Source organism: Myxococcus sp. CA051A, from assembly GCF_013336705.1.
GTDB classification, from domain to species: domain Bacteria; phylum Myxococcota; class Myxococcia; order Myxococcales; family Myxococcaceae; genus Myxococcus; species Myxococcus llanfairpwllgwyngyllgogerychwyrndrobwllllantysiliogogogochensis.
This window is the reverse complement of sequence record NZ_JABUMS010000007.1, coordinates 114,656-136,097: the sequence shown is the minus strand read 5'-3', so window position 1 is coordinate 136,097 and position 21,442 is coordinate 114,656. Positions and strand designations below refer to the sequence as shown.

Below are 21,442 nucleotides of genomic sequence, written 5' to 3'. Positions count from 1 at the left end.
CCAGACCTCTCTCGGCTGCTCGCGCGTGAAGCGCGTCTCATCGTGTCTTCCGTCGCACCTGCCCTTTTGGCCGCTGCGTGAGCGGCCGAGCCGTGAATGGGGGTTTACACCAAGGCTGACGCCGCGTCGATGTAGCCTTCAGCCGAAAGCTTCTCCAGGCGCGTGAAATACGCGGTCCGCGCCTCCGTGTCCGTGTCGAACCAGAGCCGCTGATGACGCGCCTCGCCAGTGCGAGGGCCCCATTCCACGGCGACGACCTGACCGTCCAGAGACACGCGATACACCATCTCCTGTCCGCTCTCCGCGTCGCGCCGCACGTACGAGCGCGTCTCCGCGCGGATGAGCTTTCGCCCCTCGGGCGTCTTGCGCAGGGCCTCTTCCTCGGTGCGGCGGCGCGCGTAGGCCAGGCGCAGCGCGAGCTGGTGCTCGCAGGGGCCTTCGCGCATGCCGGAGCGGCGGAAGTGCGGACACCCGCAGGACGCGTCCTTCACGCGGCCTTCCAGGTCCAACGTGAAGCTCGGGAAGAAGCTGCGCACCGCCTCGCGGTCCACGACTTCGCCGTGGATGCGGGTGCCCTCTCCGACGATGTCGTGAACCTTCGTCAGCTTCACCTCGCCCGCGCCCGGGCCGCCATCACCCAGCAGGCGGTGGGCCCGCGCCTCGCGCTCGCTGCCGAAGCGGATGACGGACTCGTCCACCGGCGTGGCCATCAGCTCGCGGGGGCGGTACTGGCCCTTGGCGACGTCGAAGAGGATTCTGCCGCGCAGGCACTCCAGTTGGAGCGCGGCGCGCACGTGCTCCTTCGACGCGCCACCCGCCGCGGCGACGAGGGTGTCGAAGGGCAGGGGCCCGTCCGCGCGCAGCTTGCCGCGCAGCTTCTCCGCGAGCCCGTCCGGCACCGCGCGGGGCATGAGGACATCGAAGGCCGCCGCGGAGGACCAGCCGCTCTCCGTCCAGCCCGTGAGGCCCAACGTCAGCGTGGCCGCGCCCATGTCGATGACCCAGAACACCGGCAGCCCGGGGCCCATGAGCTGCAGGCGCACCGACTTCGCGTGGGGCAACAGTCGGGCGAGCGCCACCAGACGCTGACGGCCGAACGTCCGCACCACGGCGGGCGCGGTGCCGGTGTACGTGCCGCCATGGCACTCCAGCACCAGCTCCCACGGCTCCAGCACCAGACGCGGCGGGGCGCCGGGGACCAGCTCGAAGCGCAGCGCGCGCGGGGCCTTCTTCGCCTTGCGGGTGCGCAGCGCGAAGAGGAGGTTGTAGAGGTCGATGGGCGCCAGCACGCAGGAGTTCGCCGGCAGCGTGGCGGCGGACTGCACCTGGAGGAAGCCGCGCAGCCAGGCGTGAGGCACCTCCACGTTGCGAGGCTCGCGGGTTGCCTTCGCGGGCAGGGCGACGTGGGCCTCCAGCGACACGGGCAGGTAGGTGCGCAGCCGGTCCATCCGCGAGGAGAGGTTCGCGGGGACGTCCAGGAAGGTGGAGCCGTGCGCGGCCTCGCGGCCCTCGAAGAGGCTGTTGTCGAAGGACAGGCGCGCGTAGGCGCTCTCGTCGCGGGAGAAGACCTCCAGGGACACGCTGTCCGGGTCCACGGTGAGGACGGGGTCGAGCACCTCGTCCTGCTTCTCCTCACCGTCGAGCGCGTTGTCGAGGAACGCCTTCTGCGCCTCCCAGATTTGCGCGCTCGCCCGCTTCCCCTTCGACATGAGGTAGGCGAGGTACGCGGTGCGGTCCTTGCCCCGGTAGCGCAAGTCGCTGGAGAGGATGCCGAAGGCGGCGGTGAGCGCGTCGCGGAAGAGGGCGGGGTCCTTCAGCCGTCCACGCACGCCCACGGTGCCGCGCGAGCCCTCCAGGGCCAGCAGCACGCGGGAGGCGTCCGACGTGGACTCCACGTCGCTCGCGGTGGCGTAGCGAAGCTCGACGGGGTGTCGGGTGGCGGTCGTCACGACGGGGTTCCTTCCTTCCGGTTGCGCGCGCGCTCCACGGCGCGACGTGCACGTTTGTGGGCGCGCCACGCGGCCTTGCGCAGCTCCACGGACTGAGACTTGTCGAAGGCGGCCTCGTGCAGCAGCTTCGCCGCCTCTTCACCGCCGAGCCTACCCAGACCGGCCCACGCTTCCTGCTTCAATTCCGGCTTCGCATTCTCCGCCAGGGCCTTCAGCGGAGCGATGTTCCCGTGGGCCAGCAGCGCGGGCTCGGCGAGGCGACGGCCCTCGGACGTCGTGAATGCCTCCGCCGGCACCTTCGCGCCCGTGGGGCCCAGGGCCACCGGGTCGAAGGGCTTCACCTCCAGCGCCCACGCCGAGGCCTTCTCGGGCGCCAGTCGCGCCAGCGCGTCCGCCGCCGCCGAGCGCACCTGCGCGTCCGGGTCCACCAGCGCGCCCTTCAGCGCCTCCGCCGACGCCGCGAGTTCCTTGGCGTTGGTCAGCACGGGACCGGTGTCCTGGCCCACGAGCTTGAGCGTCGCACCCGCCGTGCCCAGTCGCGACAACACGCGCGCCGCCTCCTGTCGCACGGTGGCCGGAGACGCCAACTCGCCACCCTGGAGGATGGCGCGCGCGGAGTCCGCGAGGCTGGCCGCGCCCAGTCGAGAGCCCGCCCACAAGAGCCGCTCCCACGCGGTGGCCAGTGACTCGCGCTTCTTGCCCGGGGGCGAGGCCGTCCAGTCGGCCGCCGTCTTCCGCTCGGCCGACACCAGCGCGCGAGCCAGCGCCGCGACATCCACCTGATCGGCCTGACGCGCCTCACCGGTCCACGTGCCCACCAGCAGCGCGGCTTCCTGTCGCGCCTCCGGCTTGTCGTGGGCCAGCAGGGCCACCGTCTCCGTCACGGGCAGCGCGCCACGACGGGCGAGTCCCCGGCGCAGTCGCAGCCGCAGCTCCTCGTTGGTCAGCGTGGCCAGGCGGGGCACGAGCAGCACCGGGTCACCCTCGCGCGACAGGTACGCCGCGGCGGGCTCGGAGATGTCCTCGTTGATGCTGGCCACGGCGAGGAACTCGACGCGGGTGCGCTCCTTCGGGAAGAGCGCGTCCAGCGCCTTGCGCGCTTCCTGGCGCAGGTCGTCGTCGCCGTCGTCGAGGATGGTGGCCAGCGTGGCCTCCGCCTCCACGTCCTTGAGCTTGCCCAGCTCCTGCGCCGTGGTGATGCGCACCTCGTCGCGGGTGCCCGTGTCGAGCAGCAGCGCCTCCAGCTTCACTCGGGCGCGCTCGCCGCCGATGGCGCGCAGGCCCTTCACGCCCGCCTGCTGCAGCTCCGTGGTGGAGCCCTCCACCGCGGCGGCCTCCACCTTCTCCTCGACGCGACGGCGCTCCTCGCCCTCGGGCAGGCGACCGGCGAGGCGGCCCAGGCCCTCCAGCGCCGCCCACACCATGGACGGCTCCGTGGGAGCCTCGGGCGTGCCACCCGCGGCCACCGTCTCCAGCTCGCTCAAGGCGCGCGGGTCACCCAGCGTGCCCAGGGCGAGCAGGGCGCGCTCGCGCTGTCCATCCTCACCCGCGCGGGAGTACAGCAAGAGGGGCCGCAGCGCGCTGATGCCGCGCAGGTGCGCCACGCCCTCGGCGGCCGGGAGCATCAGCTCACGCGCCCCACCGCGCAGCACGTCCTCCAGCGGACCCACGGGGATGCCGTGCTCGATGACGCGCTTGGAGTACAGCGCCACCGCCTCCGCGCGCACCGCCAGGTCCCGGTCAGAGAACAGGCCCACCAGCAGCTCGGCCTGACCGGCCTCCGCGCCGTGCTCCAGCTCCTTCAGGGCCGCCAGTCGCACCGCCACGTCGTTGGACTTCACCGGCGAGCGGAGGAAGCGCACCGCGAGCGCCGCGTCCCGCTTCTTCACGTCCGTGCCCGCGATGTTCATCGCGGCGGCGACACACGCGACGCGCACCGCGCTCGCGTCGTCCTCCGTGCTTCGTCGCGCGAGCACGTCCAGCGCCTCCGCGCGCTTCGTCTGTCCGAGCGCGGCCACCAATCGCAGCCGCTCGTTCGCCTCCGTGGCGACGGCCACGCGCGCGGCCAGGGCACTCACCGCGGAGGGCGTGGCCAGCCGGGCCAGCGCCTCCGAGGCGCGCTTCGCCACGGCGGACGTCTCCGAGCGCAGGAAGGAGGCCAGCACCTCCACCGCCCGGTCATCTCCGCGCCACGCCAGGAGCTCCGAGGCGCGCAGGCGCAGGTCCTCGTGCTCGCTGGCCATGGCCCGACCGAGCGCCTCGGTGACGCGCGAGTCGTTGGCACCGGCCAGCCGCTCAATCACTCCCACGCGCAGGTCCGCGTGCTCGCTGCCGAGCGCGGCCAGCAGCGGCTCCAGGCTTCCGGCCGGGCTGAGCTTCTCCAGCAGCTCGAAGGCGTAGCGACGCACGTCCGCCAGGGGCGAGTTGAGCGCGGCGGTGATGCGCGGCTTCGCGGCGTCACCGCGCTCCGCCAGTTCGTCCAGCGCGGCGCGAGCCACGTCCGGCGCCAGCGACGCGAGGGCCAACGACAACGGCTCATCGCTGCCCGCGGGGAACAGCTCCTTGAGGCCGGTGAGGGCCGCCTTGCGCACCAGTTGGTGCGGATCTTCCAGCGCGCGCAGCAGCGCGGCGACGGCGGCGGGAGTCCCGGCGAAGCCCTCCAGCGTGAGCTTCACCACGCGGTCCACGGCATCGCGGCGGACGCGGTGGCTCTCATCGTCACCCGCGGACACCTGTCGCAGCAGGCCCACGTACGCGCCGAAGGCGAGCCGGCGCAGGTGCTGTCGCTCCGCGCTGGCGCTGGCCTCCGGCGAAGTGCCCGGCGTCCCCGGCTTCACCGCCGAGAAGAGCCGCCGCAGCCAGCTCTTGGCGGGCGTGGCCTGCACGGGCGAGGTGCCAGGGGCCGTCTCCGGCTTCCACGGGGCCTCCAGCGTGCGCGGGCGGGCGACCTTCTGGGCCTCGCGGAAGTAGTCGAGCGGCTTGTTGCGCAGCAGCAGCACCTGGGCCGCCGCGTAGCGCTGCTCGGGCTGCTCGCTGGAGAGGGCCTCGGCGAGTCCCACCATGCGCCGGGCGCGCTCGTCCTCGGCGGGCCACTCCTTCATGTCGCCGACCTTCTCCGGACGCGGCGGCAACAGGCCTTCGACGAGGTTTGTGCGGTACGCGTCCGTCTCCGTGCGCAGCTCCAGCGCGCGGGCCGCCGCGTAGCGCACCTCCGGCCTGCCGCTGGACAGGGCGCTGGCGAGCAGGTCGGGCGGCTCGCCCCGACGGCTGGCGCGCAAGTCACGGGCGAGGACGATGGCGAACACCATCTCCTGCACCTCGCGGGCGCGGTCTTCCAGGCCGTGCAAGAGGCCACCGTCGCCCTCGGGGCCCAGGGCCGCGAAGGAGAGGATGGCGCCCAGGCGGATGGGCAGGTGGTCATTGCGCAGGTTGCCGGTGAGCACGGGCAGCGCGCGCGCGTCACCCAGGCGCGACAGGCCGTCCGCGCCCCACGAGCGTACCGCCACGTTGGCGTGGCCCAGGGTGTCCAGCAGGTAGCCCTCGTCGCCCCGACGGCCCGCGGTGGCGAGGCCGCGCGCGCCCTGCTCCTGGAGGTCGCCCAGCTCGCTGGGCACCAGCACGGTGGCGAAGAACGACAGCAGCCGCCGCGAGCCCAGCGACGCCAGCGCGCGAGCGGCGCGGATGCGCAGCGGGATGAGGTACGCCGGAGTGTAGAGCCGCTCCAGGTCCTTGTCGGTGATGAGCCCGCGCATCGGCTCGATGATGTCCTCGGCGCCGCGCGGGGCGAGCAGCTCCGCGGCGCGCACGCGCACCTGCAACTCGCCAGCGGCGATGCCCGCGAGCAACGGCCCGTTCTCCCCGGGCACCAGCTTGTCCAGCGCCTCCAGCGCGGCGACGGCCACGACGACTTCCTCGTCCTGCACGCGCTTGAGCAGCGGCGAGCGCAGCGTCTCCACCGGGGCATGCACGGAGCCCTTGGCGCCCAGCACGCGCACCGACGGATGCGTGGACGCGAGGGCCGCCAGGTGCGGCTCCGGCTTCTCCTTGCCGACCAGCTTCACCCACGCCTCGTACGCGGCGGTGGCCACGCCCGCGTCGCGGTCCTCCACGGACTTCTTCAGGCGCTCCTGCGCCCAGCCCTCGGTGCCGCGCTGAGAGAGGACTTCCACCGCGCGGTTGCGCAGGTCCGGGAAGCGGCCGGCGAGCGCGCGGTCCAACGCCTTCTCCGGCACCTTCTCGTTCCACGCCCACAGTGTGCGGAACGCCTCGCCGCGCACCTTGGCGGATTCGTCCTCCAGCGCGTCGCCGAGCAGCGGCTCCGCGCCCTGCGTCGCCGCGCCCAGCTTCACCAGCCGGTCCAGGCCGCGCACGCGCACGTCCTCGTGGCCGGAGCGCAGCGCCGCCTCGGCGGAGGACAGGGGCGCCTCCACGTCCAGCGTCACCACCGCGTCCAGCGCGGCGGCGCGCACGTCCGCATCCTCGTCGTCCAGCATCCACACCAGTCGCTCGCGGGCGCGGGCATCCTGGAGCGCCTGGAGGGCGGCGGCGGCCTGACGGCGGATGGGGGCTTCCGGCTCGCGGGAGAGCTGGAGCAGCGCGCCCAGCGCCCGCGCGTCACCCAGTTGCGCGAGGCCGCGAGCACCGCGCACGGCGGTGTCCGGCGTGCGGCAGGCCATGGCGGCCAGCAGCGGCTCCAAGTCACTCTCCGCCAGCGCGCCACTGACGGCGCCCTGCGCGGGCATGGTGTCGCGAGCGGCCTGGAGGTCCGCGTCAGTGATGGCCAGGGCGGCGCCGCTCGGGCCGCGCGTGCGCGCGACCAGTCGTCGGGCCACGTCCTTGACGGAGCGGGCGAAGTCCTCGTCGCGGGCTTCCAGGGCGTGGGCCAGGGCCCGGCGCTCCATCACGCGGATGGTGAAGGCCACGCGGCGCACGTCAGCATCCGCGTCGTCCAGCGCCCGCGCCACCAGCGGCTGGAGCTGCGCATGACCCAACAGACCCGCTCCGGCCGCGCGGATGAGCACCTCCGCGCGCAGACGCGCGGGGCCGCGCTCGAAGGCGGCGCGCAGGGGCTCGGTGTCACCGCCCGGCGTCACCTCGCAGAGCGCGTCCAGCGCGGCCAGGCCCACCGCGGCCTCGGTCTCGCTCAGCTTGCCGGCGATGAGACCGGGCACCAGCGGGGACGTGCCCCCCAGCTTCGCGAGCCGGCGCAGACCCGCCACGCGCATGTCCACGAAGCGCGAATCCAGCGCGGCGCGGGGCGCGGCCAGGGGCGACTCCGTCTCCAGCACGTCGAGCGCCTTGAGGGCGTCCTCGCGCACCTGCGGATGGTCGTCATTGAGCCGCTCGCGCAGCTTCGGCCGCGCGGCGATGCGACCCCTGGCGCCCAGTTCGCGGGCGGCGAGGCGACGCACCTCCGCCTCCTTGTCCGTGCCGAGCACCTGGAGCACGAACTCCAGCGCCTCCGGCTCGTCCAGCGCGGCGGCCTCGCGCACGGCGGCCTCGCGCTTGGGGCGGCCCGCCTTCACCGACTCCGTCAGGAGGTCCAGGCCGTGCTGCGAGGTGTCCTGGTCATTGCCCGGCTTGCCGTCCAGTTCGATGCCGAAGCGCAGCACGCGCCGGTCGTCGCTCGCGGTGAAGACGGAGCCGAGCGCCGTGCGCGCCGCGCGCGGGTTCGCGGGCGGCAGGAAGACCAGCGCGTTCGTGGGCTTGCTGCCGCAGTCGAACGTGCGCGGCTTGCGGCGCTCGTCCAGTCGCCACGCCTTCACCTTGCCGTCGCTGCCCGCGGACCAGACGCGGTCCGACGGCTCCTCGTCATCCTTCGCGGCGGGCGTGGGCGGGAAGAGCAGGGCGAGCACGGAGCCGGCATGGCCGGAGTCCTTGTCGCCGCGCACCTCGAACTCCACCGCGCCCACCAGGTACCAGAGGCGCAGCTTGCCGTCGTCGCCGCCGGACACGAGCCGACCGTCCCGAGGCGTGAAGGCCAGCGCGCGCACCGCGCCCTCATGGCCCACCATGTCCCGGCGCTCACCGGAGGCGCGCGTGAAGGAGCGCACCACGCCGTCGTCACCCGCGGTCGCGACATACGTCCCGGACGGGTCCACCGCCACGGCGCGCAGCGACTGGGGCGACGCCTTCCACTCGTGCAGCTTGCGCGTGGAGTCCCACTCCCAGCCGCGCACGATGCCGTCCGCGCCCGCGCTGAAGAGGACCTTGCCGTCCGGGCTGGAGGCGAGCGCGGTGACACCGCCGGGGTGCGCGCCCTCGAGCTGCCACTGCACGTTGCCGTCGGCGTGGGTGCCGAAGCGCAGCGTGCCGTCCGCGCAGGCGGCGGCGAAGCGCTCGCCCGACAGGGCCAGGGCATTCACCGCGGAGGGGAGCTCGGTGCTCCACAGCACCTTGTTGGTGCCCGGCTCATACGCGGTGACGCGGCTGGAGACGGAAGCGCGAGCGCCGCCGAGCAGCAGCACCCGGGGGCTGGCCGCGAGGGCCCGGAGCTTCTCGATGTTGCCGATGGAAAGGACGGACATGGTGTTCTTTCGAAACTCGTTGGAGGCGAGTGACGCGAGGCTCAGAGGCCCCCGAGCTGCGCGCTCGGATGCGCCGTGCGCAGCTGGACCAGGGATGCGAGACAGCTCTGCCATTCACCCTTCGCCATCGAGCCGGTGAACTCCCCCAGCACGGGCGACACGACGCGGGCGAAGTTCTCGTCATCCAGGCCCAGGTCCCTCACCAGCTCAATCACGCGGCGCTTGGCGACGCTGGCCGACAGGCGCTTCTGCACCTCGCCCTCGCGCGCTTCCTTCGCCCGGCCCGGAGGCAGACCGAAGAGCATCTTGCGCAGGAAGTCCCGCAGCGCCGCGACATCCGCGAAGCGCTCGCCGCCACCCGCCGACGGAGCCTCCTTCGCGCCCGCCGGCTTCCAGCCCTCCGGCAGGTGCGTGGGACGGTGCTTCTCCCAGAGCAGACGCACTGCGAACAGGCCCACTTCACGGTCCGCGCTCTGCATCAGCCACGCGAGCCGCTCCGCGCCGCCCAGCCGCGCGTAGTGCCGGCGGATGAGCTCCACGGCGACCTCGCGCGTGCTGCGCTTGGTGCTCTCCGTGAGGGAGAAGACCTTCACGGCGTCCAGTTCCTCCGGGTGCAGCACGTAGCGAGCGTCCGCGCCGTCCTCGCCCGCGCGCAACAGCGCGTCATAGGCCAGGTTGCGAATCTCCTTCGCCTCGGCCTCGGCCAGCTCGTACACCCGCGTGTGCCAGCCCCAGGCGCGCAGCTCCGCGCGGGTGATGGCCAGGGCGAAGCGGCGCACGTCGTCGCGCGCGTCGAACAGCGCGGGCCACAGCTTCTCCGGCGTGTACGCCTTGCGAGGCGCCTTCGGCTTGAGCTCGTACGACTTCGACTCCGGCTGCTCCGGGCCGATGACGGGGTGGTGGCAGCGCAGGTACGTCTGGGCGAACGTGCGCACGGGCACCGGCTGCCTGGCCCCCAGCGCCAGCTCGAACAGGCGCTCCAGGCCCGCCGCCGCGTCACCCGTGTCGCTGAAGTCCGCCGGCACCACGTACTCCAGCAGGTAGCGGTGGGCGAAGTCGTGCAGCGTCGGGTCCGCCCGGCGCGCGAGCGCCAGCAGCCAGGGCACCGTGAGCTGCCGCGCGGTGAACAGCTTGCGGTTGCCCAGGATGGCCAGCGCCACTTCCCGGTGCTTCGCGCTGAAGACCAGCCCCTTCACCTTCTCCACGTCCAGCCCGGGCAGGCTGTCCGCGCGCTTCAGCCACGTCGCCATCTGGTCGCCGAAGTTCGGGTTCGCCGCCTTGTCCAGCATCCACTCCGGACCGATGACCGCGGGCGTGTAGGCCGACAGCGCCTTCACCACCAACCCCTCCACCGGGTAGCGCTTCTTCTTCAGGCGCGGGTCCTCGAGCAGCTCCTTCCAGAAGGCCACCGGCATCTCGCCAGCGGCGTACTTGGAGGAGACGAAGCCCTTGGCCCAGTTGAGCTGCTCGGAGGTGCCCAGGTACATGTCCCGCAGGAAGCCCGACGTCAGCTCCGCGCGGTCGAACGACTGCTCCAGGGACTTGGCCGCGAAGGCCGCCGTGGACTTGTACGACAACAGCCGCCCCAGCAGCTCCAGCCCCAGCTCGCGTGGGTTGCGCTTCTCCAGCACCGCCGCGGCGAACGACTTCACGTCGCTTTCGCCCTGGGCCACCAGCTCCGCCAGCCGGTCCGCCGCCAGGTCCTGCGCGTGCGCCCGCGCGTACTCAATCGCGTACGTGCGCGCCTTGCCACTGGGAGACAAGAGCAACGCGAGCACCGCTTCGTGCAGGCCGAGCGCGCGCAGCTTGCCCTGGTGGAACTCCGGCGAGCCCTGCAGCGTTTCCACGAGGAAGTCGTGCGCGCTGCCCAGCGGCCGGCGGGCGAGCCTGTCCAACCAGGCGGGCGTCACCTTGCGCAGCGCCTCCGGGAAGTCCTTGCGCAGGCCCTGGATGGCGAAACGCGCGGCCGGGTCCGACAGGCACGTGTCCAACAGCCGCATCAGCGCGTCCGGCGAGCGCTTCCACGCGTCGGGGAACGCGCGGTGCTTCAGCGTGTCGTTCGGTGGCTGGATGGGGAAGGCGCTGGCGGTGTAGTTGCCGCTTTCAGTGGCCCAGATGTGGTGGGCCACCCAGACGGAGTGCCAGGACGTGTCCTCGTCGTAGTGACGCAGCACCTCCACGGCGAACTGCGGGTACAGCTCCGGGACGGCGGCGCCCAGGTGGCGCAGGTAGCGCCACGCGCGGCGGCGCAGGTACTGGAGCGTGCCGCCGGAGACCTCGTGCCGGTACGACTGGCGGCGCTCCACGTCGAAGCGCCAGGCGAGCACGCCGAACAGCTCCGCGTCGTGGTTGGCCTCGGCCAGCTTGTAGATGCGCTTGAGGCCGCCCCACAGGCCGAACTTCAAGTCCGCCTTGCGCGCCAGCTCCAGGATGATGGCGCGGGAGGCGTCGGTGTTCTTCGCGTAGAGCGAGACGAGCAGGTCCGCCAGCGCGAGCCGCGCGGGCTGGGGCACGTCCTTCTGCGCCTTGAAGCGCTGCCACGCCTCGGAGGAGGCCTCGCGGCGGCTCTCGGAGCTGTACCGGGCCTGTGCCTGGGAGAGCGAGCGCAGCAGCTTCTCGAAGGTGAAGGCGTCCTTGGGCGGGGCCTTGCCTTCCTCGGGCTCCGGCTCCGACTGCTCGAGGAGGGCGAGCACGGCATCGGCCAGGTCCGGCGACTCCGCCTGGGCCAACCGCTCGAGGTCTGCTGCGTTCAGCGCATCGCTCGTCGACATGGGCCTGGGGACTTACCACAAGCCGACTGCCTGGACAGCGGGGGAGCGATGGGGTCCGGGAGTTCTCGGTTTCGGCTGTTCCGCGAGGCCACCGAGCCTGGCGCCCGGTTACGAGCCCAGGTCCACGCCCCCGCCGGAGCTGTTCTTCCGGTTGTCGAAGTACGTCAGGTCCACGAGCAGCGCGGCGGCCAGCACCATTTGACGCAGCCTGCCGTCGTTGCACGCGGGCTGGAAGTCGAGGCTGAAGTTGTCCGCGTCGCTGAAGGTCTCCTGCAAGAGTCCGCTCCACCTCTTGCGGATGACGGCGACCTCTTCACCCCGCTGGAGGATGCGGAACGTCCAGGGTTTGAAGAAGGGCCCCTCCACGGTGGCCATCACCACGCCCGCGGGCGAGAGGATGTCGAACCGGCGGCTGAAGAAGCGGAAGCGCTGGACGATGGTGCCCATGGGCCGGTCGTCCCACGCCATCACCTCCGCTCGCGCGAAGAAGATGTGCCAGGGTAGCTCCACCGCCAGGGCCAGCGTGCCGCCCACCGTCATGCACTCCAGCCGCGCGCGGTAGAAGGGCCAGAAGTTGCGCAGGAGCTGTGACGCCCAGCCATCGCCCGTCTCGCCCACGTACACGGTGTCGCGGCCCTCCGCGTCGCAGACCTCGTAGCGGTTCTTCCCCTCCCAGCCGATGAGGATTTCGAGCGCCTCCCGGAACTGGCGCATGCGCACCTGGGCCGCCGTCAGCACGGCCTCCAACGACAGGCGCAGCTCCACGCTCATGTAGCGCGGGTCTCCCGGAGGGCCCTTTCCGGCGAGCATCTCCTGGGGCGGGTCTTCCTGGGGAACACCCTGCTCGTCGGCCGTGGGACGCGGCGCGCGCGCGCCCCAGTCCAGCTCCAGCTCCGCGTCGTTTCCCGCCCAAGGCTTGTTGCCCATGTCGCGGAGCCTTAAGTGGCACCCTCGCGGGATGCAAACGGGGCGCGTCGGACCTCAGGGGTCGCTGCTCGACAGGGGAAGCCAGGTGGGCTGGATGTCCGGAGTGACAACCCCCTGCGCGGGGAGGTCCACCTCCGCGCGGTGTATCACCCAGTGCGGGGTCAGGTGGTTCCTGCCCATCAGGACGTAGGTGTAGCGGCCCGCGGGCAGGTGCTCGAACGTGGAGGTGGTGTCCGACGCGGTGGGAATCCCCAGCGTCTCCGCGAGGTGCTCCAGCTCTTCCCAACTGCCTGGCGCCGGCACGGTGCCGGCGAACAGGTGGTAGCGGATGACCGTCACGGCATGCGTCGGGTTCGTGGCGAGGGGCGAAGGTCGCAGCTTCAGCGTGGCGCCGCCGTCCAGCTCCTGGAGGTGGAGCACCTTGCGCTCGCCTGGCCCCAGCTTCACGCGCAGGGGCATGAAGCGGACGGTGTCTCCCTGCTGCGTCGTCGTCTCCCGGGCGATGAGGGTGTATTCCCCGGGCGCCAGTCCCGTCGCGTGGAAGTCGCCGCTGTCCTCCTCCAACATGACGGCCTCCGCGCCAGCCGGAGACAGGGGATGCAGGTAGAGGAAGGTGCTCACGGGCCGGCCCTCGCGGTCCTTCACCGTGCCGTCCAGCCGGGCGCCCGTGGACACGCGCAGCTCCAGCGTCGTCTCTCCCGGGCCCACCTGCCGGCTCAGTGGCAGGTAGTCCGGATGGGAGGCCTCCAGGCGGAAGGATGCGCCCGACTCCATGGGAGGCAGCTCGAAGGCGCCATCGGCGGCGGTGCGCGCGTGCGCCAGGGATTGCTCCTCGGGGTCCTCCTCCCCCGCGGACGGGGTGAGGGGGAGGTACGCCTGCACTTCCACGCCGACCACCGGCGCGGACGTCGCCGCGTCCAGCACCCGGCCGCGCAGCCGACGCCCCGCCTTGAGGACCACGTCACCCAGGTCCGTGTCCTGGCCCGGCTCCACGTGGACCTCCCGCAGCACGCGCGCGAGGCCCGGCGCCTCCAGCGTCAACCACGTGCGGCCCGGCTCCTCCACGGGGATGTGGAAGGTGCCGTCCGGCTCGCGAAAGAACTCCTCGTTGACCTCGAAGCGGGTGATGGGCGTGCGGTCCTCGCGCACCAGCCGGCCCCGGATGCCCCCCTGATAGCGCAGCACCAGCTTCACGTTCGTCGACCCGGCCGCCGCGATGACCTGGGGAGTTCGCGAGCGGGCCGACTCGTCTCCCTGAAGCGGCTCCGCTATCAGCTGATAGCCCTCCTTCCTGACGCTGAGCCTGCACGGGGCCGGCGACAGGTGTTCGAGCGTGAAGCGGCCCTGCTCATCCGTGATGGCGCTGGAGGCGTCATGGAAGGGAGAGCGGCCGTGGTGGAAGAATCGCGGGCGAGCGCCATCCTCGCTGGGGACGTAGGCGTGAATCTCCGCGCCGGGCATCGGCTTGCCGGCTTCGTCCACGACGAGCCCTGACAGCGACAGCCCCGGCTCCAGGCGCAGCGTCACCGTCTTCGTCTCCGCGCCCACGAGCACGACGGAGAGCGAGGCGCGGGGCGGGCCGCCCCGGTTGCGGATGGCGCGGAGGGAGTACCGGCCCGGAGCGATTCCCCGCAGGCTGAAGGAGCCGCGCGCGTCGGTCACGGCCTCGGTGGTGCCGGCGGAGTCCTTGCCGTCTTCCACCAGGGAGACCTGGATGGCGGGCAGCGGAGCGCCGTCGGTGGTCTCCACGGTGCCCTCCACGCTCGCGCCGCGTTTCATGACCAGGCGCACGTCCTGGGAGGGCACCTGGGCCTGCTGCCACTCCGTGTCCAGGAAGCCCAGGGCCTGCGCCTTGAGGCGGTGGAGTCCCGGCTCGGCCAGGTTGTGCACGAAGCGCCCATTCTCGTCAGTCGACGTGTAGACGCTCTCCGCGTTGTTGAAGGGGTCGTCCACGTCCCCTGCCTCGAAGGAGGCGGGCGTGCCGTCGCGCCGGAGCTTCGAGTCGTGGCGCGACGGCATGGCGATGACCTCCGCCTCCGTCAGCGGGTTGCCCTCCGTGTCGGTGACGAGCCCCTCCATGACGAACGCGCGCTTCAGGGTGAAGTCCAGGGGCGCCGGCGTCGCCGTCACCACCACGTCGCTCACCGAGAGGAACTGGTGGCCCACGGCGGACACCGTGAAGTCGTTGTGGCCCAGCGTCGCCGAATTGAACACGAAGCGCCCATCCGCCTCCGTGGTGACATCGGTGCTCGTGGACACGTCGCCGTGGGTGTTCAGCGTCACCAGCGCGTCCGGGATGGGCTGTCCCGCCTCGTCGCGCACCTGGCCCACCACCTTGACGACGGTGCCCAGATGCAGCGTCACCTCCACGTCGGCCTGCTCCTCCGCGAGCGTGGTCTCCGTCTCTCCCTGCTGGTCGCCCCGCCGCGCCCGCAGCACGTAGCTGCCCGGCGCCATGTCCTCCAGGATGAAGCGCCCGTCCGCGTCGGTGATGGAAGTGAGGGGGTCCTCGGAGTCGCTCTCGGGCTCGTAGTCGGAATCGTGGGCGCGGACCTGGACCCCCGGGACGGGACGTTCGTCCAGGAGCACCTGACCCAGGATGCGCCGGGGCCGGTGCAGCACCAGGTCCTCGGCCGAAAGCTCCTCCGGAACGAGGTTCGTCTGGTGCGCGGTCAAGAACCCCGGACTGGAGACGACCAGCGCGTAGTCGCCCTCGGGCAGCGGTCCGATGCGGAAGCGGCCCTCCGAGTCGGTGCGGGTCTCGAAGTAGCGCGAGTGCTCGGCGTGGAAGAGCGTCACGCTCGCATCCACCACGGGCCTCACGGCCTCGTCCACGACGCGGCTGGAGAACACGGCGCTCGGCTGGAGGACCAACTCCACGTCCTGCGCGTGGGTCTCCACGTCCAGCTCCAGCGCGGAGCCCTGGGGCCCCACGGCCCACAGCGCGACGCTGCCCTCGGGCAGTCCCTCCAGCACGAAGGTGCCGTCCTGGGCCGTGGTGGCGCGCGTCAGCAGGGGGGCCGTGCCCCGGCCTTCGTCGATGAGTCCTCGCAAGTCATGCAGGGCCCTCGGGTCCTCGCAGGCGGAGGAGGACAGGGGCGTCTCGACATCCTTGCCGCAGGGGAGGCCGGACAGGGACTCGCCGGGCAGGGCCCGCGACGCGGAGACCTCCACCCCCTGGGCGGGCGCTCCGTCCTCGGTGAGCACGCGGCCTCGGAGGGACAGCGAGCCGCGCGGCGGAGGCGTGGGTTCGCTGGGGCCGGGCAGCTCCCGGGAGGAGGGCCTGGAGACGGTGGGCGTGGCGTCGCCGTCGTCGGGGGCGCGGAAGGTGACGACGGCGATGACCGAGCTCAGGCCAATCACCCCGAGCATGAGCGCCACCACGGCTGGCCTTCGCATGGTCCCCTCCCGTCGGGGGCCCACGCTAGCAGGGCGCTCGGGGCGAAGTCGCCGGGGGCTCAGGCGCGGGCGGGGAGCGACTCCAGGCGGGCCTTCTCCGCGACGATGAGGTCCCGGACGTGGTCGCGCAGGACGGCGACGTCGTCGAACCCGCTGACGTCCACCGGGGGCATGACCTGGACGTGGCAGTGGGCGGAGGTCTGCATCACCAGTCCATGCTTGGGCAGGACGCGCGCCGTGCCGGTGAGGACGATGGGGATGATGGGGCAGCGCATCTTCAGGGCGAGCGCGAAGGCGCCATCCTTGAAGGGCTTGAGCTGGCCGTCCGCGGAGCGCGTGCCCTCCGGGAACATGAGGATGGGGACGCCGCGCTCCAGCCAGCGCTCACTCAGCCGCATCATCTTGATGATGCTCGGCTTGTCGCCGCGCACCAGGGGCACGTAGCGGTTGAGGCTCATGTTCCAGCCGATGAGCGGCAGCCGGAAGTTGGCCTGCTTGGAGACCCACTTGAAGGGGCGGTACAGGCCGAAGAGGACGAGGATGTCGCCGAGCGACTCGTGGTTGGACACGAGCACGGCGGGCCCGTGCCACGGCAGGTGCTCGCGGCCGTCCACCCGCAGGTGCCACAGCGGGTTGACGTAGAAATACAGCTGCGCCCAGAAGCACGAGTACAGGTGCAGCACCCGGCCGTTGCGGTCGAACGGCGTGGTGACAGCCCACACCACGATGGCACCCAGGAAGAGCACCAGGCTGGAGAGCGCGAGGAACGTCCAGAAGAGGATGGAGAACAGGAGTCGAATGGCGCCCGCAGTGTGCCACAGGCCCGCGAGCGGAGGGCAAGGGAGTTGGGAGAGGTGTCACGCCCGCACGTGGATGGCCACTGGCGCGGCGGGGAGCGGCAGGTGCGTCGGAAAATCAGAAGCGAGCTGATACTCCGATGACGCCAGTCGTGGCAGCACGACGAGCCGCGTGGCTTCGAGCGCCACCAGGGGCAGCGGCCGCTCCACTTCCAGGAACAGGACGCCTCGCGCCGTCAGCCGGGGTGGCGCGTGGGTCAACTCCACCGCGCCCGCCACCATGAACAGATGGGAGCCCGGCGCCATCAGCAGCTCCTGTCCTGGCGCGAGGACATGCTCCTCTCCGCGCAGCAGCCACGCGCGTCGCTCCTTCCGGGCCAGGTGCGCATAGCGGCGCTGCCCCCGCAGCATGTCGTCGAAGAGGCGCTCCGCCAGGGTGCCCCAGACCTTCCTGCTCAGGCCCGCGTCCTGCTCCAACAGCAGACGCAGCGCGGCGCCTGGAATCCGCACCACGGTGGAGGTCGCCGCCGTGCGCACCGTCGCCGAGCGCCGACCTCCCACGAGCGTGGAGAGCTCCCCGAACACCGTGCCGCTGCCGAGCTGATTCACCAGGTCTTCATCGGTGCCGTTCCGGGCGAGCACGTACGCCGCGCCCCGTGCGAGCAGGTACAGTTCGTCGCTCACTTCTCCCTGGCGGAAGACATCGTGGCCCGCGGGCAGTTCCTGTATCTGGGCCCGAGCGGCGAGCGCCTTCAGTGCGCGCGTGTCGAAGTGGGCGAACAGCGGCGACGACTTGAGCTGCCGCGCCACCTTCCCGCGCAGCAGGCGGGAGCCTCCTGGCAGCCGGTACGCCCACTTCATCGCCGTCTCCACGGGCTTGCGCAGGCCGCGCCCGCACATGACGCGCAGCACACCGACGATGTTGGCCCGAGTCACCGGAGCGAGCGTCAACAGCCCGTGCCCCTGCGCGTAGCCGGGGTTGGCTTCGATGAAGTAGCGCGCGGAGAGCTTGTCGCACTGTCGCCAGTAGTCGCGCTCCACCTCGGAGTCGCGGGTGCACCAGCCCACCTGGCGCAAGAGCGGGTTCGTCGGGTCCACGCGGGCGAGCCCGAACTCCGAGCCGAGCTCGTCGAGGAAGGCGCGCAGTGGGGAGGGAATGGGCTGCTCGCGGCGAGGCCACAGCTCGGTGCAGTACTTGGCGAACAGGGCGTAGCTGGAGGGGTGGACCAGCGCGCCCAGGTAGTACGCGGGGCGGCCCGGGTGACGCAGCAGATACTTCAGCATGTGGAACAGCCCGAAGCGCGTGTTGGTGTTGCCGCCCCGGTACGCGCGCAGCGAGCCGGCTTCCGCGCGGAACACCGCCGTCGTCACGCCGCCCAACTGCTTCTCGAAGACGTGCAACGCGAAGTAGCCGACGAGCGCGCCCTCTTCGTTGCGGTGGAGCTGAATCCAGGTGTGCTCGGCGGTGGACTCGACCACGTACCTGGCGAAGCCCTCTTTCGTGACGCCCTCAAAGATTTCTTGATGCACGGCGTAGAGCGCGTCCGTCAGGTGTCGTCGCTGCTCGGCGGACAGGGACTGGGGGATGACGACCTCGGTGCTCGCAATGCGGGACATGGTGGGGTGGCTCTCCGTTCTTCGGCGTCGGACCTGTGCGGAATAAGTCCGGACCCACCGAGCGAGGATGCCCACCAGGGGTGGATGCCGAGTCCTCAACGTCGACCGCGTTTCAGGGCACGCGCGCGCGTTCGAAGATGATGCGAGCCCTTGTACGAAGGTCTTGTTCGCGTCCACGTGAGGGTGAGCGTGGGCCGGGCCTTACTGCTTGATGGGCTGCCAGACGGGTGTCACCTCGCGCACCACCATGCCCGTCTCGGGGAGGTCGATGACCTCGCGATAGACGCCCCGCCAGTCGTCGGTCACCAGGAAGAGTGTCGCCTTGCCGGGCGGAAGGTTCCGGAAGGTCATCGTTCCCTTCTTGCTGCCTTCGTGAGGTAGCGAGCGTTCACGCAGTTCGACGATGTCGTGGGTGAAGACCAGGAGAGGGACCTCGCCCGCGAGCAGGGCCGTCACGCGGCGAGAAGGGCCGTTCACGCGCAGCTCCAGGGTGGCTCCCGCGGAGCGGGCCTTCAAGGTGACGGAAACGTCACCGCTCGAGGGAATCTGGACGTGTTGGGGCGCGTAGGTTTCGAAACTCCCTTCAGGGGGGCTGGCTCGCGCCTGGTAGTGGCCTGGAGGGAGGTCTCGCACGACGCGCGGGCCGTTTGGTGAGACATCGACCCTCGTACGGGACAGTCTCCCGCCTTCGCGGTCCATGAAGACGGAAGCCTCGGCGGGCTGACCTCGTGAGTCCATGACGGAGATCTCCACGCGCGCGCCTTTCTCAAGGAGCACCGTGAGGTTTTCCTGGGGACCCGGGGCGAGCATCAACCGCTTCGTGGGGTACCCATGGGCCCAGACGTCCAGCGAGGTGGAGCGCTCGTCCACGTGAGGGATTGAGAACGAACCATCCTTAAGGGTGTGCTGCTCGGTCCAGTGCGGCTCCAGCGGTTCGCCTCGCAGTGTCTCCGGGTTGATTGAGAACATGGCGCCCTCCAGCGGAGCGGAGGTTTCCGCATCCAGCACATGTCCGGCCACCCTGCGCCCTGGGCTCATCCGGACCTCGCCCAGGTTCACCACCTCCGTGTCATGATGCACCTCGACCTCGCGGACCACGGGCGCCAGGTCTTTCGCCTGGAGCACGACAGTCCACGAGCCCGCGCCCTCCACGTCGAGGGAGAACTCGCCGCGGGGATGTTCCACTGTGTGATGCAGGAGCTGGAATCGGGTGAGCGGTTGACCGTCTGGGCCCACCAGTCGTCCGTGGATGCGTCCCTGTCGCGACATGACGAGGCGGACGGGCGGTCCACCCTCTCGGGCATGAACTGAGTCGAGGCCAGGCTTGCCTCCAGTGGACAGGTGGGGGGCGAGGTGGAAGGACTCCTTCATCACTCTCAACTCCACTTCCTGGCTCGGCAGGTTCCGCAGCGTGAAGCGACCATCCACCTGGGTTTGAGTGAAGGGCTCCGTGGAGCGGTGATGGCCCTCTCGCCACGCGGGAGCGGAGTCCGGAGTCCCATGGATGAAGACCCCCGCACCGGAGAGAGGTTGTCCGCCGCCGTCCTCGACCCGGCCTGACAACGTCCAGCCGGCCGCGAGGCGCAGATCCACGTGGGCCGCTTGCTGGTCGCGCAGCTCCACGTGCTGGGTGGCGAAGCGCTGCACGGCTCCGGATTCGTGGGCGGCTTCGAGCACGAAGCGTCCCTGCCGCATTCCGCCGAACGCATAGTGGCCCCGCGCGTCCGTCCGGGTCTCTCCCAGTGTGTAGTCCATCCACGGCTCACTCGTCGTGCCTTCGGGAGGCACGGTCGACAAGCGCACGAGAAGCCCGGCCATGGGCGTGTCCAGCTCATTGAAGACCGTGCCGGAGACCGTCGCTCCCCGTTTCAAGACCCAGCGGACCTTCGCATCCGGGGCTCGGACCTGGAGCTCTTCCATACTGAAGCGAGGGTCGTCCTTGATTTTGAGGAGGAAGGTTCCGGGCTCGGGGAGGTTCAGGTGGAACCGGCCCTGCTCATCCGACCGGGTCTCGTAGGGTGCGAGGAGATGTGAGTCATAGGTGTCGGACATGGCGGCGGTGTCGACATCGATGAGGACGTCTGGCACGGGGTGCCCTGTTTCATCGACGAGGACGCCATCAACCCAGCGGGGGAAGCGGAGCACGAAGTCGAGCCGCTTCGTGCCGGGGCCCAGCTTCTTGAGTGATGAGCTGGCCGGAAAATGCCGAGGCGTGGTGGCTGCGATGTTGTGGGGGATGGGGGGCAGCGGGCCGAGCCGGTAGTGGCCCATGGCATCCGTGGAGAACTCCGTGCGCCACTTGGGTTCAACAAGCTCCAGGAGGGTGATGGTGGCGCCTTCGATGGAGGCTCCGGACTCGTCGCGCACGGTTCCCTCCAGGAAGGTCGCACGACTCAACTCCAGGATGACCTCGGATGCGGGGACATGGGTTGCCATGTCGACCAGGGTCCTGGCTTGGGACTCGCCCTGGCTGGCCTCGAGATGAAGCAGATGCGAGGGGAGCGCCTCGAAGGCGAAGCGTCCTTGTTCATCCGTGGTGTCAGTTGTCCCGGGACCACGGGGGGCCAGACTCTCCCCCTTGAGGGTGAGGTCCCACAGGTGGACTGTCGCGTTGGGGACGGGGGTGCCTTGGAGCATCACTCGGCCGACGATGCGCCGGGGCCGCACGAGCTTCACGGGCTGTTCCATCCCATCGGCTCGGAGGGAGGGAAGCCACCCGTCCTTGGCGAAGGCGAGGACATGATCGTCTCCGACGAGGAGGGGCCCGATGCGATAGCGCCCGCCCGCGTCCGTTTCCCCGTCGAAGAAGCGCGTGGACCCTTTATTCACGACGGTCACCTGGACCTGGGGCAGGGGCGCGAGGTCCTCGTCGATGACCTGTCCCTCCAGGAACACGCCCTCCTCGAGCCGGAGCAGGAGCCCCTGTGTTCCCGCCGGGATTCCCGGTTGCAGGTGTGCTCCTCGCGGGCCGATGGCCCAGAGCGTGAAATCTCCCTCGGGGAGGTTGTCGAGGCTGAAGCGACCGTCCTCCGTGGTGAAGCTCTCCGCGTACACGGGCGCTTCTCCCTGACGAGAGAGGAGCAGCTCCAGGGTGAGACCCGGGTCGCGGAGGAAACACAGCGGAAATCGGCGGTGGTCTCCGCGACGGTGAGGCAGCACCTGCTCACAGGTCAGCTCGGAGAGTGTTTGACCTGCCTCGGGACGCGTGGCTGTGACGCGGACTCCGGCGAGCGGGCCTTCATCTCCGAGCACGACGCCCTGGATGCTCAGTGTTCCTTCGGGACGTGGCGCGGGAGGAGGCAGCACAATGCCCGTTCCCGTTCGAGGCGCGGATGCGCGCTGGGTGGCGGTAGGCGCTTCGGGCTTCGGGAGGAGAAGCCCACCCAGGATGCCCGCCAGCACGAGAACTCCGATTGCGACCGTCACCCGTCGCTGCACCCGCATGCCGCCTCCGC

Annotated in this window: 8 protein-coding genes; all 8 read right to left on the bottom strand. The window is 71.1% G+C overall.

What is annotated here, in order from left to right:
* Window positions 1–104 precede the first annotated feature (104 nt).
* Window positions 105–1,949: an SWIM zinc finger family protein gene (locus tag HUA74_RS21240; protein WP_174455981.1), complete on the bottom strand. Its 1,845-nt coding sequence runs from the start codon at window positions 1,947–1,949 to the stop codon at window positions 105–107.
* On the bottom strand, window positions 1,946–8,476 hold the full coding sequence (locus tag HUA74_RS21235) for a HEAT repeat domain-containing protein (RefSeq protein WP_174455980.1): 6,531 nt from the start codon (window positions 8,474–8,476) through the stop codon (window positions 1,946–1,948). The genes HUA74_RS21240 and HUA74_RS21235 overlap by 4 nt, the downstream gene beginning before the upstream one ends.
* A gap of 41 nt (window positions 8,477–8,517) precedes the next feature.
* Entirely contained in the window at window positions 8,518–11,247 is a 2,730-nt protein-coding gene (locus HUA74_RS21230) for a hypothetical protein (RefSeq protein WP_174455979.1), read from the bottom strand.
* Window positions 11,248–11,355: 108 nt separating this feature from the next.
* Window positions 11,356–12,174 (bottom strand): phospholipid scramblase-related protein, encoded by an 819-nt coding sequence (locus HUA74_RS21225; RefSeq protein ID WP_174455978.1) that lies wholly within the window; start codon window positions 12,172–12,174, stop codon window positions 11,356–11,358.
* A gap of 54 nt (window positions 12,175–12,228) precedes the next feature.
* Entirely contained in the window at window positions 12,229–15,573 is a 3,345-nt protein-coding gene (locus tag HUA74_RS21220) for a carboxypeptidase-like regulatory domain-containing protein (RefSeq protein ID WP_174455977.1), read from the bottom strand.
* Between the two features lie 59 nt (window positions 15,574–15,632).
* Window positions 15,633–16,319 (bottom strand): 1-acyl-sn-glycerol-3-phosphate acyltransferase, encoded by a 687-nt coding sequence (locus HUA74_RS21215; protein WP_141644511.1) that lies wholly within the window; start codon window positions 16,317–16,319, stop codon window positions 15,633–15,635.
* 111 nt (window positions 16,320–16,430) lie between these two features.
* A complete protein-coding gene (locus tag HUA74_RS21210; RefSeq protein WP_174455976.1) occupies window positions 16,431–17,987 on the bottom strand; it encodes a cyclic nucleotide-binding domain-containing protein in 1,557 nt (518 codons plus the stop codon).
* A 201-nt stretch (window positions 17,988–18,188) separates the two neighbouring features.
* Window positions 18,189–21,431, bottom strand: a complete 3,243-nt coding sequence (locus HUA74_RS21205; RefSeq protein ID WP_174455975.1) for a carboxypeptidase regulatory-like domain-containing protein — start codon at window positions 21,429–21,431, stop codon at window positions 18,189–18,191.
* Window positions 21,432–21,442: the final 11 nt, after the last annotated feature.